The 15,781-nt window shown below is 70.4% G+C and carries 9 protein-coding genes and 1 tRNA gene (1 of these 10 running past the window's edge); 6 read left to right on the top strand and 4 right to left on the bottom strand.

All coding sequences use genetic code 11. The features are described from left to right. Positions 1–51: 51 nt before the first annotated feature. Positions 52–786, top strand: a complete 735-nt coding sequence (locus AB0B91_RS21765; RefSeq protein WP_358322285.1) for a ZIP family metal transporter — start codon at positions 52–54, stop codon at positions 784–786. A 6-nt stretch (positions 787–792) separates the two neighbouring features. On the opposite strand, the gene AB0B91_RS21760 is transcribed toward AB0B91_RS21765, so the two are convergent. Further along, entirely contained in the window at positions 793–1,758 is a 966-nt protein-coding gene (locus AB0B91_RS21760; RefSeq protein ID WP_358322282.1) for a tyrosine-type recombinase/integrase, read from the bottom strand. A 93-nt stretch (positions 1,759–1,851) separates the two neighbouring features. Between AB0B91_RS21760 and AB0B91_RS21755 the strand changes: the two genes are divergently transcribed. From AB0B91_RS21755 to AB0B91_RS21735, 5 genes are all read left to right on the top strand, one after another. After that, positions 1,852–1,925, top strand: a tRNA-Arg gene (locus AB0B91_RS21755). Between the two features lie 302 nt (positions 1,926–2,227). Then, entirely contained in the window at positions 2,228–2,533 is a 306-nt protein-coding gene (locus tag AB0B91_RS21750; protein WP_358322279.1) for an acyl carrier protein, read from the top strand. Further along, positions 2,530–6,489: an amino acid adenylation domain-containing protein gene (locus AB0B91_RS21745; RefSeq protein ID WP_358322276.1), complete on the top strand. Its 3,960-nt coding sequence runs from the start codon at positions 2,530–2,532 to the stop codon at positions 6,487–6,489. Before AB0B91_RS21750 ends, AB0B91_RS21745 begins: the two co-directional genes overlap by 4 nt. Continuing rightward, positions 6,486–7,220, top strand: coding sequence for a thioesterase domain-containing protein (locus tag AB0B91_RS21740; protein ID WP_358322273.1), 735 nt, complete (start codon positions 6,486–6,488; stop codon positions 7,218–7,220). Before AB0B91_RS21745 ends, AB0B91_RS21740 begins: the two co-directional genes overlap by 4 nt. Further along, on the top strand, positions 7,199–8,218 hold the full coding sequence (locus tag AB0B91_RS21735) for an LLM class F420-dependent oxidoreductase (protein WP_358322270.1): 1,020 nt from the start codon (positions 7,199–7,201) through the stop codon (positions 8,216–8,218). Before AB0B91_RS21740 ends, AB0B91_RS21735 begins: the two co-directional genes overlap by 22 nt. Here the strand turns inward: AB0B91_RS21735 and AB0B91_RS21730 are convergent. The 3 genes in view from AB0B91_RS21730 to AB0B91_RS21720 are tightly spaced (each overlapping or abutting the next) and all read right to left on the bottom strand, a layout consistent with a single transcriptional unit that may run on beyond the window. Then, a complete protein-coding gene (locus AB0B91_RS21730; protein ID WP_358322268.1) occupies positions 8,187–9,455 on the bottom strand; it encodes an MFS transporter in 1,269 nt (422 codons plus the stop codon). The genes AB0B91_RS21735 and AB0B91_RS21730 overlap by 32 nt on opposite strands. Next, positions 9,436–13,056 carry an amino acid adenylation domain-containing protein gene (locus AB0B91_RS21725; RefSeq protein ID WP_358322265.1) on the bottom strand — a complete coding sequence of 1,207 codons (3,621 nt, stop codon included), beginning with the start codon at positions 13,054–13,056 and terminating at the stop codon, positions 9,436–9,438. The genes AB0B91_RS21730 and AB0B91_RS21725 overlap by 20 nt, the downstream gene beginning before the upstream one ends. Further along, a protein-coding gene (locus AB0B91_RS21720) for an amino acid adenylation domain-containing protein (RefSeq protein WP_358322262.1) crosses the window boundary here: on the bottom strand, positions 13,053–15,781 show its 3' portion. The gene runs 304 nt beyond the window's last position; only the last 2,729 of its 3,033 coding nucleotides appear in the window; its start codon lies off the right edge, out of view; its stop codon occupies positions 13,053–13,055. Before AB0B91_RS21720 ends, AB0B91_RS21725 begins: the two co-directional genes overlap by 4 nt.

The following is a 15,781-nucleotide window of genomic DNA, read 5'->3' as shown; positions in this document are numbered from 1 at the left end:
TTAGCGTGTCGAGACACTGCGGCGCACCCGCGCCCCCTAGCCTGGAGCGTCATGCCGATCCTGCTGTCGTTCGCGGCATTCTTGATGACGCTGCTCGGCGGGCTGGTCGCGCATCGGGTCAAGGAACGCCGTCACCTCGTCCTCGGCGCCGCCGCCGGCGTCATGCTCGGCGTGGTGGCGTTCGACCTGCTGCCTGAGGCGCTCTCACGCGAACCGGCCAAGCTCGGCGGGGTGCCGGTGCCGATGCTCATGTTCGCGCTGGCGTTCCTCGGCATCCACGCCGTCGAACGCTCGATGGGCATGCACGACGCCCACGAAGGCGACTACGCCTCACACCGCCACTCGCACGCGGGCGTCGGCCTCGTCGCCGGCACTGGGCTCGTCGTCCACAGCTTCCTTGACGGTGCCGCGATCGGCGCCGCCTTCCAGACCGACACCACGCTCGCCGTCGCCGTCGCGATCGGCGTCATCGCGCACGACTTCACGGACGGGTTCAACACGTACACGATCACTTCCCTGTACGGGAACGCGCGCCGCCGGGCGGTGCTTCTGCTGGGTCTGGATGCGCTCGCACCGGTGACCGGGGCGACTTTGACGTCCCTGATCGCGATTCCGGCCGGGATACTGGGGGCGTACCTGGGGATGTTCGCCGGGTTCCTGTTGTATCTGGCGACGTCCGACATCCTGCCCGAGGCCCACACCACGAGCCGTGCCGCCGCTCCGACGCTGCTGGCCACGCTGGCGGGGACGGCGTTCATGTGGGTGGTGATCGCGCTGACGGACTGACTTCGGTCAGAGGCGGTCGCCGAGGGCGACGTCAGTTTGTGCCCGCACGCCTGCCCCAGCTTCGAGGTACCGGCGCACTATCTCCACACTCTTCCACCCGGTGATCCGCATCAGATCGAGCGGATCGCCGCCCTTGCCCAGATAGTCGTCGGCCATCGTCTGCCGGAACCGGTGCGGATGCAGCCGCCCCGAGATCCCCGCCTGCCGTCCCCGCCGTTCCAGCATCTGCTGGATCCCCGTGGCGGTCAGCCGCCGCTCCCCACCTTCGGCCGTGATGCCGCGTACCGGAAGCCAGAGCCAGGGCGAGGCCGCGTGCGGATGCCGCGCGCGGGCCCGCAGATACCGATCGATCGCCGCGGCGGTCTTCGGCCCGATCGGCACCAGATGCGCGTCTTCCCCCTTACGGACGATCCGCAGCAGCCGCCGATCCAACCACACGTCCCCGCCCTCGTCGCTGACGTCGGCACTATGCCGAAGCCCGGCCAGCCAAGACAGTCGCATCCCGTTGTCCATGAGCACCCGCACGATCGCGGTATCCCGACGATCCACCCAAGACCCCCCGGAACACACCTCCAGCAACGCCTCAAGCTCCCGATCAGCCAGCAGTTCGACCGTACGACTGGCCACCTTGGGCGGATCGATCCCGGCCATCGGCGTCCCCGCGGTCCGCTCCTCCTCCGCGATCAGCCAGTTGAAGAACACCCGCAGGTTCCGGAAATGCTTGTGCGCGTTCCCCGGACTGGTCGTGGCCGTACTGGCATCGAGAAACGCCCGCACGTTCGCGGCCTCGACCGCCTCCACCTCCACGGGCAGCCCGCGCTCGGAGAGAAACCGGGCCAGGACGCGTACGCTGTCGAGGTAACTGCGGATCGTTCCGGGTGACTTGTCAGCCGCCTGAAGGGACAATTCCCAGGAGGGGACCATGTCGAGCAGGGGAGGCGAAGGGGGCAGCTGTCTTCGGGATCGCGCCATGGGCCTCTCCAAATCCGATACTGTTCGATCGGTGTATGATTATGCTACCGTCTCACCTGGTCGGCTGACGTGCTGGTCAGACGCCGAATTCGAGCGCCCTTAGCTCAGCTGGATAGAGCATCGGACTTCTAATCCGACGGTCGCAGGTTCGAATCCTGCAGGGCGCGCTTTGATCATGGCCTGACCTGCGGTTCTGCAGGAAGAGCAGCGGCCCCGCCTCGCCGCGAGGAGGCGGTGAGTGCGACCTTGGACTTGGGCTGCACCAGCGCCACCTCATCCCACGAAGTACATAATGCTCCTACCGCAAGCCCTCGGGCGCTACCAGGCAGTAGCCCACCGGACTGCGGAGCCATGCGCGTGGCTCCGGAAGCCCGAAAAATACGGGCTTGTGGTGGATTACGGCGCTCGGCAAGGATGCTGGGAGGCGGACGGCGATCCCGTCCAATCGCAGGCTAGACAAAGGACGCGGATGACCCAGGCCGACGCGGTTGCATCTCTCGTGGAGCGAAGGTTAGGCCGCGCTCTCGATCCCGATCTCAACTTCTTCGAAGCCGGTCTCGATTCGCTTGCCCTGGTCGAGCTGCACGAGGAGATCACCAGCGTGCTGGGCCTGAGCTTGCCGGCCACCGCGATGTTCACCCACCCGAACCTGCGTGCCCTCTCGCACCTGATCACGCAGGCCCAGGCGCCCGCCAGGCAGGACGGCGCCCGTCGCCGTCCGCTGGGCGGCAGCCGCCGCGACGTGCGTGCCAGGATCCGTAAGGACGGTCGGTGACCCCTCACGAACAGCCCATCGCTGTGATCGCGATAGGGCGCTTCCCGCAGGAGGTGGGGGCGGCCGAGGAGGCCGGACACGATCCTGGAACGCAGGTCGTCCGGTTGTACGGCGGAGTGGGCAAGGCCTGCGCGGCGCTGCTGGCCGGGGAGTGCGAGCTGGCCGTGACCGACGTCGGCGAGCTGCCACCGGGTACGCTGCGTGGCACCCTGGTCCTGCGGCTCCTCGACCGGGCGTTGCTCGACGGCGACCTGGTACACCGGGTGATCTGGCCCGACGACCTCGAGGTGGAGGAGGGCTATCCGCCAGTGCACGCTCTGGGTGACGGCCGCCCGCGCGTGGTGGTGTGGTCCGGCCGCACCCACGAAGAGGCGGAGTCAGCACGGAGGAGCCTGGCCGGTTTCTTCGCCGGACTGTCGGAGGATCGCTATGCCGACGCGGCGGGCACCCTGCAGCAGGGACGCGTCCACCACCCCGTGAGAGGTGCGTTGGTCTGCCGGAGCGCCGCAGAAGCCGCTCTCGCGCTGGGCCGCGAGCACATCTACGAGCAGGGGCCGGTCCGCCTGTCCTTCCCCGATGAGGCGGCCGGTCTGTACGGCGTGGAGCGCGTGTTCACCGAGGCCGTGGACGTGTGCGAAGAGGCCTTCGAAGCGCGCGGCGTCGAGGTGCCACCCGCCTTCGCCACCGCCTACGGGCTGGCCGCCACCCTCGCCGCCTGGGGCATCCGCGCGGAAGCACCGGACCCGGCCCTCCTCGCGAGTGACCCTCCGCTGAAGGAGGCGCTCGCCGGCCTCACGCAAGAAACGGCCGGAGCCGAGGTCCGGGTGGGTGACGATCTCGCGGGGCTGCTGGCCGCCGTGGCCAGGTTCTGGACGGGCGGCGGCCGGGTGGACTGGGCCGCGCTCGATCCCGATCACCCGCTGCAACGCATCCCCATCCCGAGGCCGCAGCCGGAGCTGCCCGCCTCCGTGGAGGAGCCGCATCCGCTGTCGGCGGTGCCGTACTCCTTCTGGGTTCTGGAGCAGCTCGCGCCGGAAAGCGGCGTGTCGAACCTGGCGGTGGCGCTCAGGTTCGAGACACCGCTGCGCAGGCTGCCGCTGCAGATCGCGGTGAGCCGGCTGGTCAAGCGGCATCCGGCCTTGCGCCTGCGGTTCCCCGTGGTGGGCAGGGCGCCCGTCAGGCACCTGGTCGCGCCCCAGGAAGCCCAGTTGAAGGTCGAGACGCGGGCCACGACGGAGGAGACGCTGGTCGCAGACCTGCAGTCCTTTCTGGACGAGCCCTTCGACCTGGGCCGCGACCTCCTCATCAGGGTGGGACACTTCACCCTGCCCGACGGCGCCGGGACCGTGGTGTGCCTGGTCGGCCACCACATCATCATCGACGGTGCCTCCCTGCAGCTCCTGGTGGAGGAACTGGGCCGCTTCTACGACAGCCAGACCGGGCACGGCACGCTGCCGCCCGAGTTGGCGGGGCCCGCGCCGGTGCTGGAGGCGGGGGAGCCGTCAGATGAGTCGATCGGCTACTGGCTGGACCGGCTCGACGGCGTCGACCCCGCCGCCATGGTGCTGCCGGGGAGCAGGCACTCGCCGCCCCATCCGACGTTCGCCGGCCACACCTGCTCGTGGCGGGTCGACGCCGAGACGGTGGCGGCCCTGGACGAGCTGCGGGCCAGTCTGCGCACCACCGGCAACATCGTGCTGGCCACCGCCTTCCTGCTGACGCTGCGCGGGCACGGTGCCGGCCCGGACCTGGTGATCGGCATGCCGGTCAGCACCAGGACGGGTGAGGAGCGCAAGCACGTCGGCTACGCCGTGAGCACGCTGCCGCTGCGCGTCCACGTCGAGCTGGACGACGACTTCGAGCAGGTCGCCAGGCGCGTGGAGGAGGCTTTCGCGGAGGGGATCGAGCACGCCGACGCCTCGGTGGAGGCGGTGCTGACCCGCCGCGGGCACGGCACGGACGACTGGCGGGTCCCGCTGTTCCGGCACATGTTCAACTACCGGCCCTGGAGCGACGAGAAGGTACACATCCAGGGTGAGGTGCCCGGGTACGTCGAGAACCTCATCGACCGCAGCCGCCTGGACATGCAGTGCAATGTCATCCAGGAGCCGGATCGGCTCACCATCCGCATGGGGCACAGCACCGAGGTGCACGACGAGGACGAGATCGCGGCGTTCGCGGCCAGGATGTGCGCGGTGGTGCGGCAGGCGGCGCGCGGCAGGGTGCTGGACGTGCTCTCGCCGGCGGACCGGGAGTTGCTCGACCGGGTCAACGACACGCGCCGCACCTGGCCCGGCACGCTGGTCGAGCGCATCGTGCCAGGGCCGGCCGTGGCCGTGCGGGAGGGCGGGCGCGAGGTCAGCTATGACGAACTGCTGGGGCGCGCGGCCGCGGTCCGCGACCTGCTGCACGAGCGAGGGGTACGGCACGGCGACGTCGTCGCCCTGGCCCTGGATCGTTCGGCGGACCTGGTGGCGGCGGTGCTGGGAGTGTGGCAGGCGGGAGCGGCGTTTCTACCGCTGGACGTGCGGCAACCGGAGTCGCGTCTCGCCTACCAGGTGGCCGACTCGGGTGCGCGGCTGGTCGTCGCGGCGGGCACGCCGCAGTGGGCGGGTGAAACGCCGGTCGCGCCGATGCCCAGCACGCTGGGGGAACCCGTACCACCCGAGTGCGGAAATATCGCTTATGTCATCTACACTTCCGGCTCCACCGGGCGGCCCAAGGGTGTGCAGGTCACGCACGGAAACCTGACGAACCTGGTGCTCGACTTCACCGACCGGCTCGGTGCGCCCACGAGCGTTCTGTGGTCCACCACCACCTCTTTCGACATCTCCTGGCTGGAATTGCTGTTGCCGCTGGCCTCTGGAGGCACCGTGGTCGTGGCCTCGGACGAGGACCAGTTGCAGCCGGGCAAGTTCCTGGACTTGATCGCCGCGGCCGACATCCAGGTCGTGCAGGCCACGCCGACCGCGTGGCGGCTGATCGCGCCGGAAGCCGGGCCGGAGCTGGCCGGACGCACGGTGTTGTGCGGCGGCGAGCCGATGCCCGCCGCCTTGGCCCGGGACCTGCTGGAGCTGGGCTGCCGGGTGTTCAACGTCTACGGCCCGACGGAGACCACCATCTGGTCCACCGCCGCCGAGCTGCGCGAGCCACCGCTCGATCCGGTCCCCGCAGGGGAGCCGCTGGTCAATACCCAGATCTTCGTCACCGACGCCGCGGGCCGCGAGCTGCCGCCGGGCGTGCCGGGTGAGCTGTGCGTCGCCGGTGCGGGGGTGAGTGCGGGCTACCTCAACCGGCCCGAGCTGACGGCGGAGCGCTTCGGGCGCCACGACCGGTACGGCAGGTTCTACCGGACCGGCGACCGCGCGCGGATCCGCCACGACGGCACGCTCGAGCTTCTCGGCCGCGACGACAGGCAGATCAAGCTACGCGGCCACCGCATCGAGCTCGGCGAGGTCGAGGCGGCGCTGCACGAGCACGAGGCGGTACGGACGGCCGCGGTGATCCTCGACGGCGACCCGCAGACCGACGGACGGCTCGTCGCCTTTCTCGAGGTCACCGACCAAGCCGCTGATGGGGAGCTGTGGCGCTTCGCCAGGACGCGGCTGCCCGACTACGCCGTCCCCACCCGCTACATCGTCACCGACAGGCTCCCCACCACCGCCAACGGGAAGATCGCCTATCGCGAGCTGGTGGTGCCTGACGAGGGTGGCGCCCCGGCGCAGGAGGTGGGCGACGGGCTGGTCCAGCAGGTGGTGGCGCTGTGGCGCGACGCGCTGAAGCGGCCTGGGCTGGGGCCGCACGACAACTTCTTCCTCAACGGCGGCCACTCCGTGCTGGCCGTCCGGCTGATCCGTCCACTGGAGGAGCTGGCGGGGCGTGCCGTCTCGGTACGGGCCGTGTTCGACCATCCGACGCCGGCCGAACTGGCCCAACACCTGGGGGACGCCCGATGACGCCGTGGTTCGTTCAGGTCAAGGAGGGGGAGCGGGCGCTGGTCACCTTCCCGCACGCGGGTGGCGGTCCGGCTTCGCTCGGTGAGCTCGCCGGACACTTCCCGCCCGAGGTGGGTTTGTGGTCGGTCAACCTGCCGGGGCGTCAGGCCAGGCTCGCCGAAGAACCACGGACTGACCTCGACGGGCTGGTCGAGGACCTGGCGCGCGACCTTGCCGGGTGGCGCGAGCCGTACACGCTGTTCGGCTACTGCAGCGGGGCGTTGCTGGCTTTCCTCGTCTGCCGTCGCGTGGTCGAGCTGGGCGGGCGGCCTGAACGGCTGATCGTGGGCTCGTTCGCCGCGCCGGATGTGACCTTGCTGCTGCGCCGCCTGCCGTCGCTGCCGTCGTGGCTGTTCTGGGAGCAGCTGATCGCTCTCGGCGGTGTCCCGCCGGAACTGGCCGATCGGGAGGCGCTCTGGCCGGTGCTGGAACCGGCGCTCCGCGCCGACTTCGGGCTACTGGCCGAATATCACCACCGGCCCGGGCTACCGCTGCCGGTGCCTGTCTCTGTCCTGTACGGCATCCGGGACGCCTCGCTGACCAGGGGCGGCCTGCTGGGCTGGCGGCGGCAGAGTGTGCACAGGCCCGCGTTGAAGGGGCTCGACTCCACTCACTGGCTGGCCGAGGAGACTCCGGACGCCCTGGCAGCCGCGATCGTTGAGGAGATGGGATGCGCCTCGGTTACAGCATGAGCTACTGGGGCGGCGCGGGCCTCGGCCCGGCCGACCACCTGGCGCTGGTACGAGAAGCGGAGGCTCTGGGCTATTCGTCCGTGTGGGCGGCCGAGACCTACGGGACCGACCCGGCGAGCCTGCTGGCCTGGATCGCGGGCCAGACCGAGCGCATCGCGCTGGGCACCGGCGTGCTCCAGATGTCGGGACGCAAACCCGTGGTCGCCGCGATGACGGCGGCCACCATCGACCAGCTCTCCGGCGGCCGCGCCCGGCTGGGCGTGGGCCTGTCCGGCCCGCAGGTGGTCGAGGGCTGGCACGGCGAGCGCTTCGACCGGCCGCTGGCCCGCGCTCGTGACTACCTCCAGGTGGTGCGCAAGGCGCTGCGGAGCGAGCCGGTGCAGCACGACGGAGCCACGATGACGCTGCCCCTGCCCGGCAGCGAGGGCAAGGAGCTGACGCTGGCCGTCTCGCCGGTGCAGGAACGGCTGCCGGTCTACCTGGCCGCGATGGGACCCAGGACCGTCGCGCTGGCCGGCGAGCTCGCCGACGGCTGGCTGGCCATCCACTTCCCGCCCGATCACCTGGCCAAGATGGCCACGCACCTGAACCGCGGCGACCTCGACATCGCGCCCATGGTGCTCACGCACGTCGAGGAGGACCAGGAGCTGGCCTACGACATGATGCGGCCCATGCTCGCCCTCTACCTCGGCGGCATGGGCTCGCGCCGTACCAACTTCTACAACCGCCTGGCCACCACGCTCGGCTTCGAGCAGGAGGCCGCCCGCATGCAGGAAGCCTTCCTGGACGGGCGGCAGGGCGAGGCCATGGCGATGCTGCCCGACGCGCTCGTCGACGCGATGACCATGTGCGGCCCCGCGGGCAAGGTGCGCGAGCGGATGGCGGCCTACCAGGAGGCGGGCGCGACCACGCTGATCGTTGGCCTGGTCACGCCCACCCGGCGGCTGCGCAGCCGCCAGCTGCGGCTCATTGCCGGCCTGGCTCCGGCATCTCCTTGAGCTTGGCCAGCGGCGACCAGGCCATCGCCGCCATCGGCACGAGCGCGCCGATGGTGACGACCACCCACAGCGTCGTACGCGTTCCCAGGGCGCCGGCCAGCAGGCCCGCGCCCAGGGCACCCAGCGGGGCGGGGATCAGGCCCAGCGAGTAGATCGACGCCACCACGCGGCCCTGCAACTGCGGCGGGGTGACCGTCTGCACCAGCGTGGTGTTGGTGACGAAGAAGATCTGCGAGGTGATACCGCTGATCAGCTGCGCGGCGACCAGCATGGTCACCGAGACCCAGACCGGCCCGGTGGCCAGCGGGATGAGGAAGAGGGCGAGGTTGCCGTACACGATCGACCACAGCAGCACCTTGCCGATCGCGAAGCGCCGCATCACCTTTACGGCCAGCAACGCCCCGATGATCGAGCCCACGCCGCCACCGGCCAGGATGCTGCCGAACCACGCTGCGGGCACGCCCAGGTCGCGGATCACGTACAGGGCGTAGATCGAGTTCATCGAGCCCAGGATGAACAGCGAGTACACGGCCGACGAGATGGCCAGCGGCCGGATCAGCTCGTGCCGCAACACCCAGCCCATGCCCTGCCAGATCGCCTTGTGCACCTGCCCGGCGGTGGTGTCATCCGGCTCCGGCTGCGCTTCCGGCCGCTTGATCAGCGCCACCGCTATCGCGGAGGCCAGGTACGACATCGCGTCGATGACCAGCAGCGCGGGCGCGGCGAGCACCTTCAGCAGCGCCGCGGCCAGGCCGGGGCCGAACGTCTGGGCGACCGACTCGGTCAGCTGCAGCTTGGAGTTGCCCTCCAGGAAGTTCTCGGGCCGCACCAGGAACGGGAAGTAGCTGCGGTAGGCCGTCTGGAAGAGCGTGCTGAGCAGCCCGATACCGAAGATGACGCCGTAGATCCAGGCCAGCGTGAGCATGTCGGCGAACCACGCGACGGGGATCAACATCAGCAGCACGAAGCGCGCCACGTCCGTCCAGATCAGGATGGGCCGCTTGCGCACCCGGTCGGCCAGCACGCCGAAGAGCAGGAAGAGCACCATCGGAACCCGGAGCAGGAAGCCGACGACGCCCATCTCCTCCTCGGAGGCGTGCAGGACGGTGACCGCGATGACGGGGATCGCGAAGTAGGTGATCGCCGAGCCGAACTGCGACAGGCTCTGCCCGGACCACAGGCGCATGAAGTCGGCGTTGCGCCACAGGCTGGTTTGTTCACTGGTCGGGGATGCCATGATCCATCCATCTTCTGATCTCGGTGGCCGCTCCCGCGACCAGGGGTTCGTACAGGATCGGGACGCGTTCCTCGGGGATCGGGACGTGAGCGAATCGCCCCTTGGCGACGGAGGACCAGCTGCCGTCCTCGCGCTTGGGCGCGAAGAGCGCGACGTCGCCGTCGTAGGGCTCGTGCCGGTAGCCGCCGACCGCGTGCGCGTTGGCCCGGAACACGGCCAGGTAGCGGCGCGCTTGCTCGACCTCGGTGGTGTCGGGGGCCAGCCGGTCTGCGGCCGAGGCGGCGCCCATGACCGCCAGCAGCCGCTCCTCCGGTGGCCGGGCGGCGAGTTCGGCCGGGTCCAGCCCGAGGGTCTCCTCGGGTCCGCCGGCCAGCGCATGGAACAGCAGGACAGTGTCGTCCTCCAGCGACGCGCTGGCCACGGGCTCTTCGGCATTGGCGTAGAAGAGCACCACGAGTGGCACCTGCTCGCCGCGCTCGCGCAGGCGCCTGGCCACCTCCAGAGCGATGTTCCCGCCGATGCAGAATCCGCCCAGCACGTACGGCCCCGCCGGCCGTACCTCCAGCAGGTCGGCCACGTAGGCGTCGGCCATCTCGGCGAGCGTGGCGTGCGGCTCCTCGCCGGGTACGAGCCCGCGCGCGGCGATGGCGTACACCGGCTGGTCGGGGCCGAGGCGGCGGGCCAGCGGGTGGTAGCGGAAGACCTGGCCGCCGAGCGCGTGAATGAAGAAGATCGGCGTACGGTCACCGTCCGGGTTGAGCGGCACGACGTGGCTCGGTGGCGCGAGGTCTTCGGGCTGGCGGAGCACCCTGGCCAGCGCACTGATCGTCGGCGCGGTCAGGACGGTGGCGACAGGCAGGCTCCGCCCCAGCTCCTGGCGGATGCGGGCAGCCAGCCGCAGGGCGCTCAGCGAGTGGCCGCCGAGTTCGAAGAAGTCGTCAAGGATCCCGGCCGCGGGCACCTTCAACACCTCTTCGTAGAGCGTGGCAAGGCGCGCTTCCACCTCATCACGAGGCGGCACGTACGGCCGGCCGCTCGCTGCCTCCGGCGGGGGCAACGCGGCCCGGTCGAGCTTGCCGCTGCGGGTGAGGGGGAGGGCGTCCAGGTGCACCCACCGGCGCGGGATCATGTAGGCGGGCAGGACGTCGCGGAGGTCGGGTACATCGCCCACGATGTAGCCGACCAGGCTGTGCTCGTACGCCGTGACGGCCGCGTCGCGGACTCCCGGCTGCGCGCGCAGGGCGGCCTCGACCTCTCCGGTTTCGACGCGCATGCCGCGGATCTTGACCTGGTGGTCGGTGCGGCCGAGGTATTCGAGTTCGCCGGTGGGGAGCCAGCGGGCGAGGTCGCCGGTCTTGTAGAGGCGTTGACCGTTGGGTGCGGGGAGGAATCGTTCGGCGGTGAGCGCCGGTTTGCCCAGGTAGCCGCGGGCGAGTTGGACGCCGCCGATGTAGAGCTCACCGGGTGTGCCGATGGGGACTTCGCGGAGGTGCCGGTCGAGGACGTGGAGGGTGGTGTTGTCCACCGGTCTGCCGATGGGGACCACGGTCTCTTCCGGCTGGCAGGGGTGCCAGGAGACGTCGACGGCCGCCTCTGTGGGGCCGTAGAGATTGTGCAGCCCGGGTAGGTCGAGGCCGGGTGGGAGGGCTTCGCCGGAGCAGATGATCCGTGGCGGGGGCTGGATGTCTTCTTCCTCTAGGAAGGCTTGGAGCATGGAGGGGACGAAGTGCGCGGTGGTGACTTGCTCGGTCTTGATGAGGTCGCGGAGGTAGGCGGTGTCGCGGTGGCCGCCGGGCCGGGCGATGATCATGGTGGCGCCGGTGATGAGTGGCCAGAAGAGTTCCCAGACCGAGACGTCGAAGGTGGTGGGTGTCTTGTGCAGGACGCGGTCTTCGGGGGTGAGCTGGAAGGTGTCCTGCATCCAGCGCAGCCGGTTGACGATCGCCCGGTGGGAGACGCCCACTCCTTTGGGCCGTCCGGTGGAGCCGGAGGTGAAGATGACGTAGGCCAGGTTGTCCTCGTGCACCAGCGGCCGAGTGAAGCAACCCCCGGAACCCGCGGCGGTGAGGACGATCTCGGCTCCGGCGTCGGCGAGCATGCCGCGGCGCCGTTCCTCGGGGTCGGCCGGATCGAGGGGCAGGTAGGCGCCACCGGCCGCCAGCACCCCGAGGAGCACGACCGGGAGGTCCAGCCCGCGTTCCATGCAGACGCCGACCGGTTGGTCCACCCGCACGTCCAGCCCGGCCGCCACGTCGCGAGCCCGTTCGGCCAGTTCCCGGTAGGTCAGCCGGTCGCCCTCGAAGACCAGCGCCGTCGCTTCCGGTGTCCGCTCTGCCTGCTCGAAGACCAACTCGTGCAGCATCCCGCCCGGGTGGTCGCACGCGGTGGAGTTCCAGAGCGCGAGCAGAGCCGCGTTCTCCGGCGAGATGCCAATATTTCCTGACAATGCGCGGAGGTAGTGATCCCGGATCGCCGCGATCTGGTCGGTGGGGAACTGCGTGGTGTCGTAGGAGATGGTCAGCGTCAGTCCCTGGCCGGGAGTCCGGACGAAGGCCGCGCTGAACGCGAAGTCGGTCTGCTCGAAGAAGTCCTGGCCCTCGATGGGCGTGGCGGCGTCGCCGTACACGTGGAAGTCGCGGAAGTCGACGTGCGTGTCCAGCAGGCGCGCGCGACCGCTGGCCCGCTGGATCTCGAAGAGCGGGAAGTGCCGGTACGGCAGCGCCGCCACTTCCGCCTGGAAAACCCGCTGGACTAGTTCGGGAGCGTCGGCGCGCACGCGCAGCGGGACGGTGTTGAGGAACAGGCCGAGCACCTCGTCGCCCGCCTCGCTCTCCGGGCGGCTGTGCGTGAGCATCCCTGTGAGGACGTCCGGGTCGCCGGTCAGCAGTGCCATGACGCGCACGTGCGCCGCGAGCAGCACCGAGCGCAAGGGCACCCGGTCGGCGGCCGCCTCCTCCGCCAGCGCTTTCGCCAGGTCGTCGGGGAGTGCCGTGGCGAGGACCTCGACCTTGCGCGGTCCGCCGGTGGGGTAGCCGGGCATCCGGGGCAGCCGGCCTTCCGGCGCCTCGTCGATCGCCTCCCGCCAGAACTCCGCCGCCTCCGGCCGGGCGAGCACGGCCTTCTCGGCCGCCACCAGGTCGCGGAAGCGCGCCCCCGGCGGTTCCACCGGCAGCCCCGGTGTCGCATAGCGCGCCAGCAGTTCGCTGACCAGCGTCGCGACGCTCCACCCGTCGAGGATCGCGTGGTGGAAGTAGACGGTCAGCGCGAACCTGTCGGCTTCGGACCGCACATGGACGCGAAGCAGGGGAGCCTGCGTCCAGTCGAACGGCCCGTACTCCGGCTCGCCGTCGGAAACGGTCAGCGGGATTTCCGCGCGGTCGTGCACGAGCTGGACGGGCTCGCTGAACCCGGTCAGGTCGAAGGAGGTCCGCAGGACCTCGTGCCGAGCCGACAGCTCGCCCAGCGCCCTGACCAGCGCCACTTCATCGAACGTGCCGCGCAGGGTGAGCGTGGTGTGGTCATGGAAGGTCACGCCGTCCAGCTCGCTGTGGTACAGCATCCCGGCCTGGAGGGCGCTGAGCGGGTAGGCGTCGATGATCATCGTGTGAGCCTCTCTCTGTCCGCCGGGCTGAGCAGGTCGAAGGCTCCCGCCGTGGGTTCCGGTACGGCCTGCCGCGGCCGCAGGACGGTGGCCAGTTCGGCGACCGCCTGGTGGGTGAACAGGTGCTGCAGTTCCACGCCGTAGCCCATGGCGCGCAGCCGGGCCACGACCTTGAGGCTGCTGATCGAGTCGCCGCCCACGGCGAAGAAGGTGTCGTTCCTGCCGACCCGGTCGAGGTCGAGAACCTCCTGCCAGACCCGCGCGACGGCGCGTTCCGCTTCGCCGCATGGCGGCTCCCACGGCAGGTCGGCCGGGCGGTGGGGGGCGGGGAGGGCGGCGCGGTCGAGCTTGCCGTTGGGGGTGATGGGCAGGCGGTCCAGCCGCACCCACGCCGTCGGGATCATGAAATCTGGCAGCAAATCGGATAAATCGGGGATGTCGCCGACGATGTATCCGACCAGGCGGCCGTCCACGAGCTTGGCCGCCGCTCCCGTGACGCCGGGCTGTCCGCGCAGGACGGCTTCGATCTCGCCGAGCTCCACGCGCATGCCGCGGATCTTGACCTGGTGGTCGGTGCGGCCGAGGTATTCGAGCTCGCCCGAGGGCAGCCACCGGGCCAGGTCACCGGTCCGGTAGAGCCGCCCGCCTCCGGGCGCGGGCAGGAATCGCTCAGCGGTCAGGCCGGGCCGGTTGAGGTAGCCGCGGGCGAGTTGGACGCCGCCGATGTAGAGCTCACCGGGTGTGCCGATGGGGACTTCGCGGAGGTGCCGGTCGAGGACGTGGAGGGTGGTGTTGTCCACCGGTCTGCCGATGGGGACCACGGTCTCTTCCGGCTGGCAGGGGTGCCAGGAGACGTCGACGGCCGCCTCTGTGGGGCCGTAGAGATTGTGCAGCCCGGGTAGGTCGAGGCCGGGTGGGAGGGCTTCGCCGGAGCAGATGATCCGTGGCGGGGGCTGGATGTCTTCTTCCTCTAGGAAGGCTTGGAGCATGGAGGGGACGAAGTGCGCGGTGGTGACTTGCTCGGTCTTGATGAGGTCGCGGAGGTAGGCGGTGTCGCGGTGGCCGCCGGGCCGGGCGATGATCATGGTGGCGCCGGTGATGAGTGGCCAGAAGAGTTCCCAGACCGAGACGTCGAAGGTGGTGGGTGTCTTGTGCAGGACGCGGTCTTCGGGGGTGAGCTGGAAGGTGTCCTGCATCCAGCGCAGCCGGTTGACGATCGCCCGGTGGGAGACGCCCACTCCTTTGGGCCGTCCGGTGGAGCCGGAGGTGAAGATGACGTAGGCCAGGTTGTCCTCGTGCACCCGCACGACGGGTGCCGGGGCCGCATGCACGTCCGCTGCCGTGAGCACCAGGTCGGCCCCCACGTCGGCCAGCATGCCGCGCGTCCGCTCCGCCGGGTGGCCCGGATCGAGCGGCAGGTAGGCGCCACCGGCCGCCAGCACCCCGAGGAGCACAACCGGGAGGTCCAGGCACCGTTCCATGCACACGCCGACCGGCTGGTCCACCCGAGGACCCAGCCTCGCCGCCACTTCGCGGGCCCGCTCGGCCAGCTCGCGGTAGGTCAGCCGGTCGCCCTCGAAGACCAGCGCCGTCGCTTCCGGTGTCCGCTCTGCCTGCTCGAAGACCAGCTCGTGCAGGGTCACGCCCGGATGCTCCTGGGCAGTGGCGTTCCACCGCGAGATCTGCTCTCGCTCTTCGGCCGGCAGGATGTCCAGGCGCCCCACTGGCACGTCGGGCGCCGCCACCACCGCACGCAGGAGTGCGGCGAACCGCCGCGCCAGCCGCTCGATCGTCTCCGGCTGGAACAACTCGCTGTTGTAGACGAAGCGCCCCTCCAGCAGCTCACCCCGCTCGGCGGCGTAGAGCTCCAGGTCGAACCGGGTGGTCGTGCTGTCCGGCTCGAAGCCCTCGCCGCCCTCGCGATAGCTCTGCAGCGCGAACAGCACCTGTACCAGCGGCGAGCGGCTGACATCGCGTTCGGGGTCCAGCTCGGCGACCAGCTTCTCGAAGGGCAACTCCTGGTGGTCGTAGACCTCGAGCGCCCCATCCCGCGTCCGGCGAAGCAACTCGGCGAATCCGGGATCGCCCGCCAGCCGCGCCCGCAGCGGAAGCAGGTTGACGAACAGCCCCACCATCTCCTCGAACTCCGGCCTGGTCCGCCCGGCCACCGGCGACCCCACCGCGAAGCCGGTCATGCCGGACCAGCGGGCCAGCAGCACCTGGAAGGCGGCGAGCAGCCCCATGTAGAGCGTTGCCCCCTCGGCCCGGCACAGCTCGCGGAACGCCGCCACGTCCAGCTCGAGGTCGTGCCAGCCGCCCCGGAAGCCCTGCCGAGGCGGGCGTGGCCGATCCAGGGGCAGCTCAAGCACCTGCAACCCGTCCAGCTCGCCGCGCCAGAACGCCAGGTCATCGGCCAAACGCGCACCGCTCAGCCGCTCACGCTGCCACAACGCGTAGTCGCCGAAACCCAGCCGCGGTCCGCTCTCCGGTGGCGCCAGGAGTTCGCGGAGGATGAGGTCGGCCGACCAGCCGTCGGCGACGATGTGATGGACGGCGACGAGCAGCGCGTGGTCGTCGGGCGCCAGCCGTACCAGGGTGGCGCGCAGCAGCGGACCGGTCGCCAGCTCGAAAGGGAGCGCGGCGTCGGTGCTGAGCACCTGTCTGGCCGCCGCCTCCGTCGTCACGTCCACGACGCGCAGCGGGACATGCACCCGATCCGCCACCT

The organism is Nonomuraea sp. NPDC049141, from assembly GCF_040648415.1.
GTDB lineage: Bacteria > Actinomycetota > Actinomycetes > Streptosporangiales > Streptosporangiaceae > Nonomuraea.
Note: the sequence above shows the minus strand (reverse complement) of the source record. Positions and strands in the feature narration are given on the sequence as shown.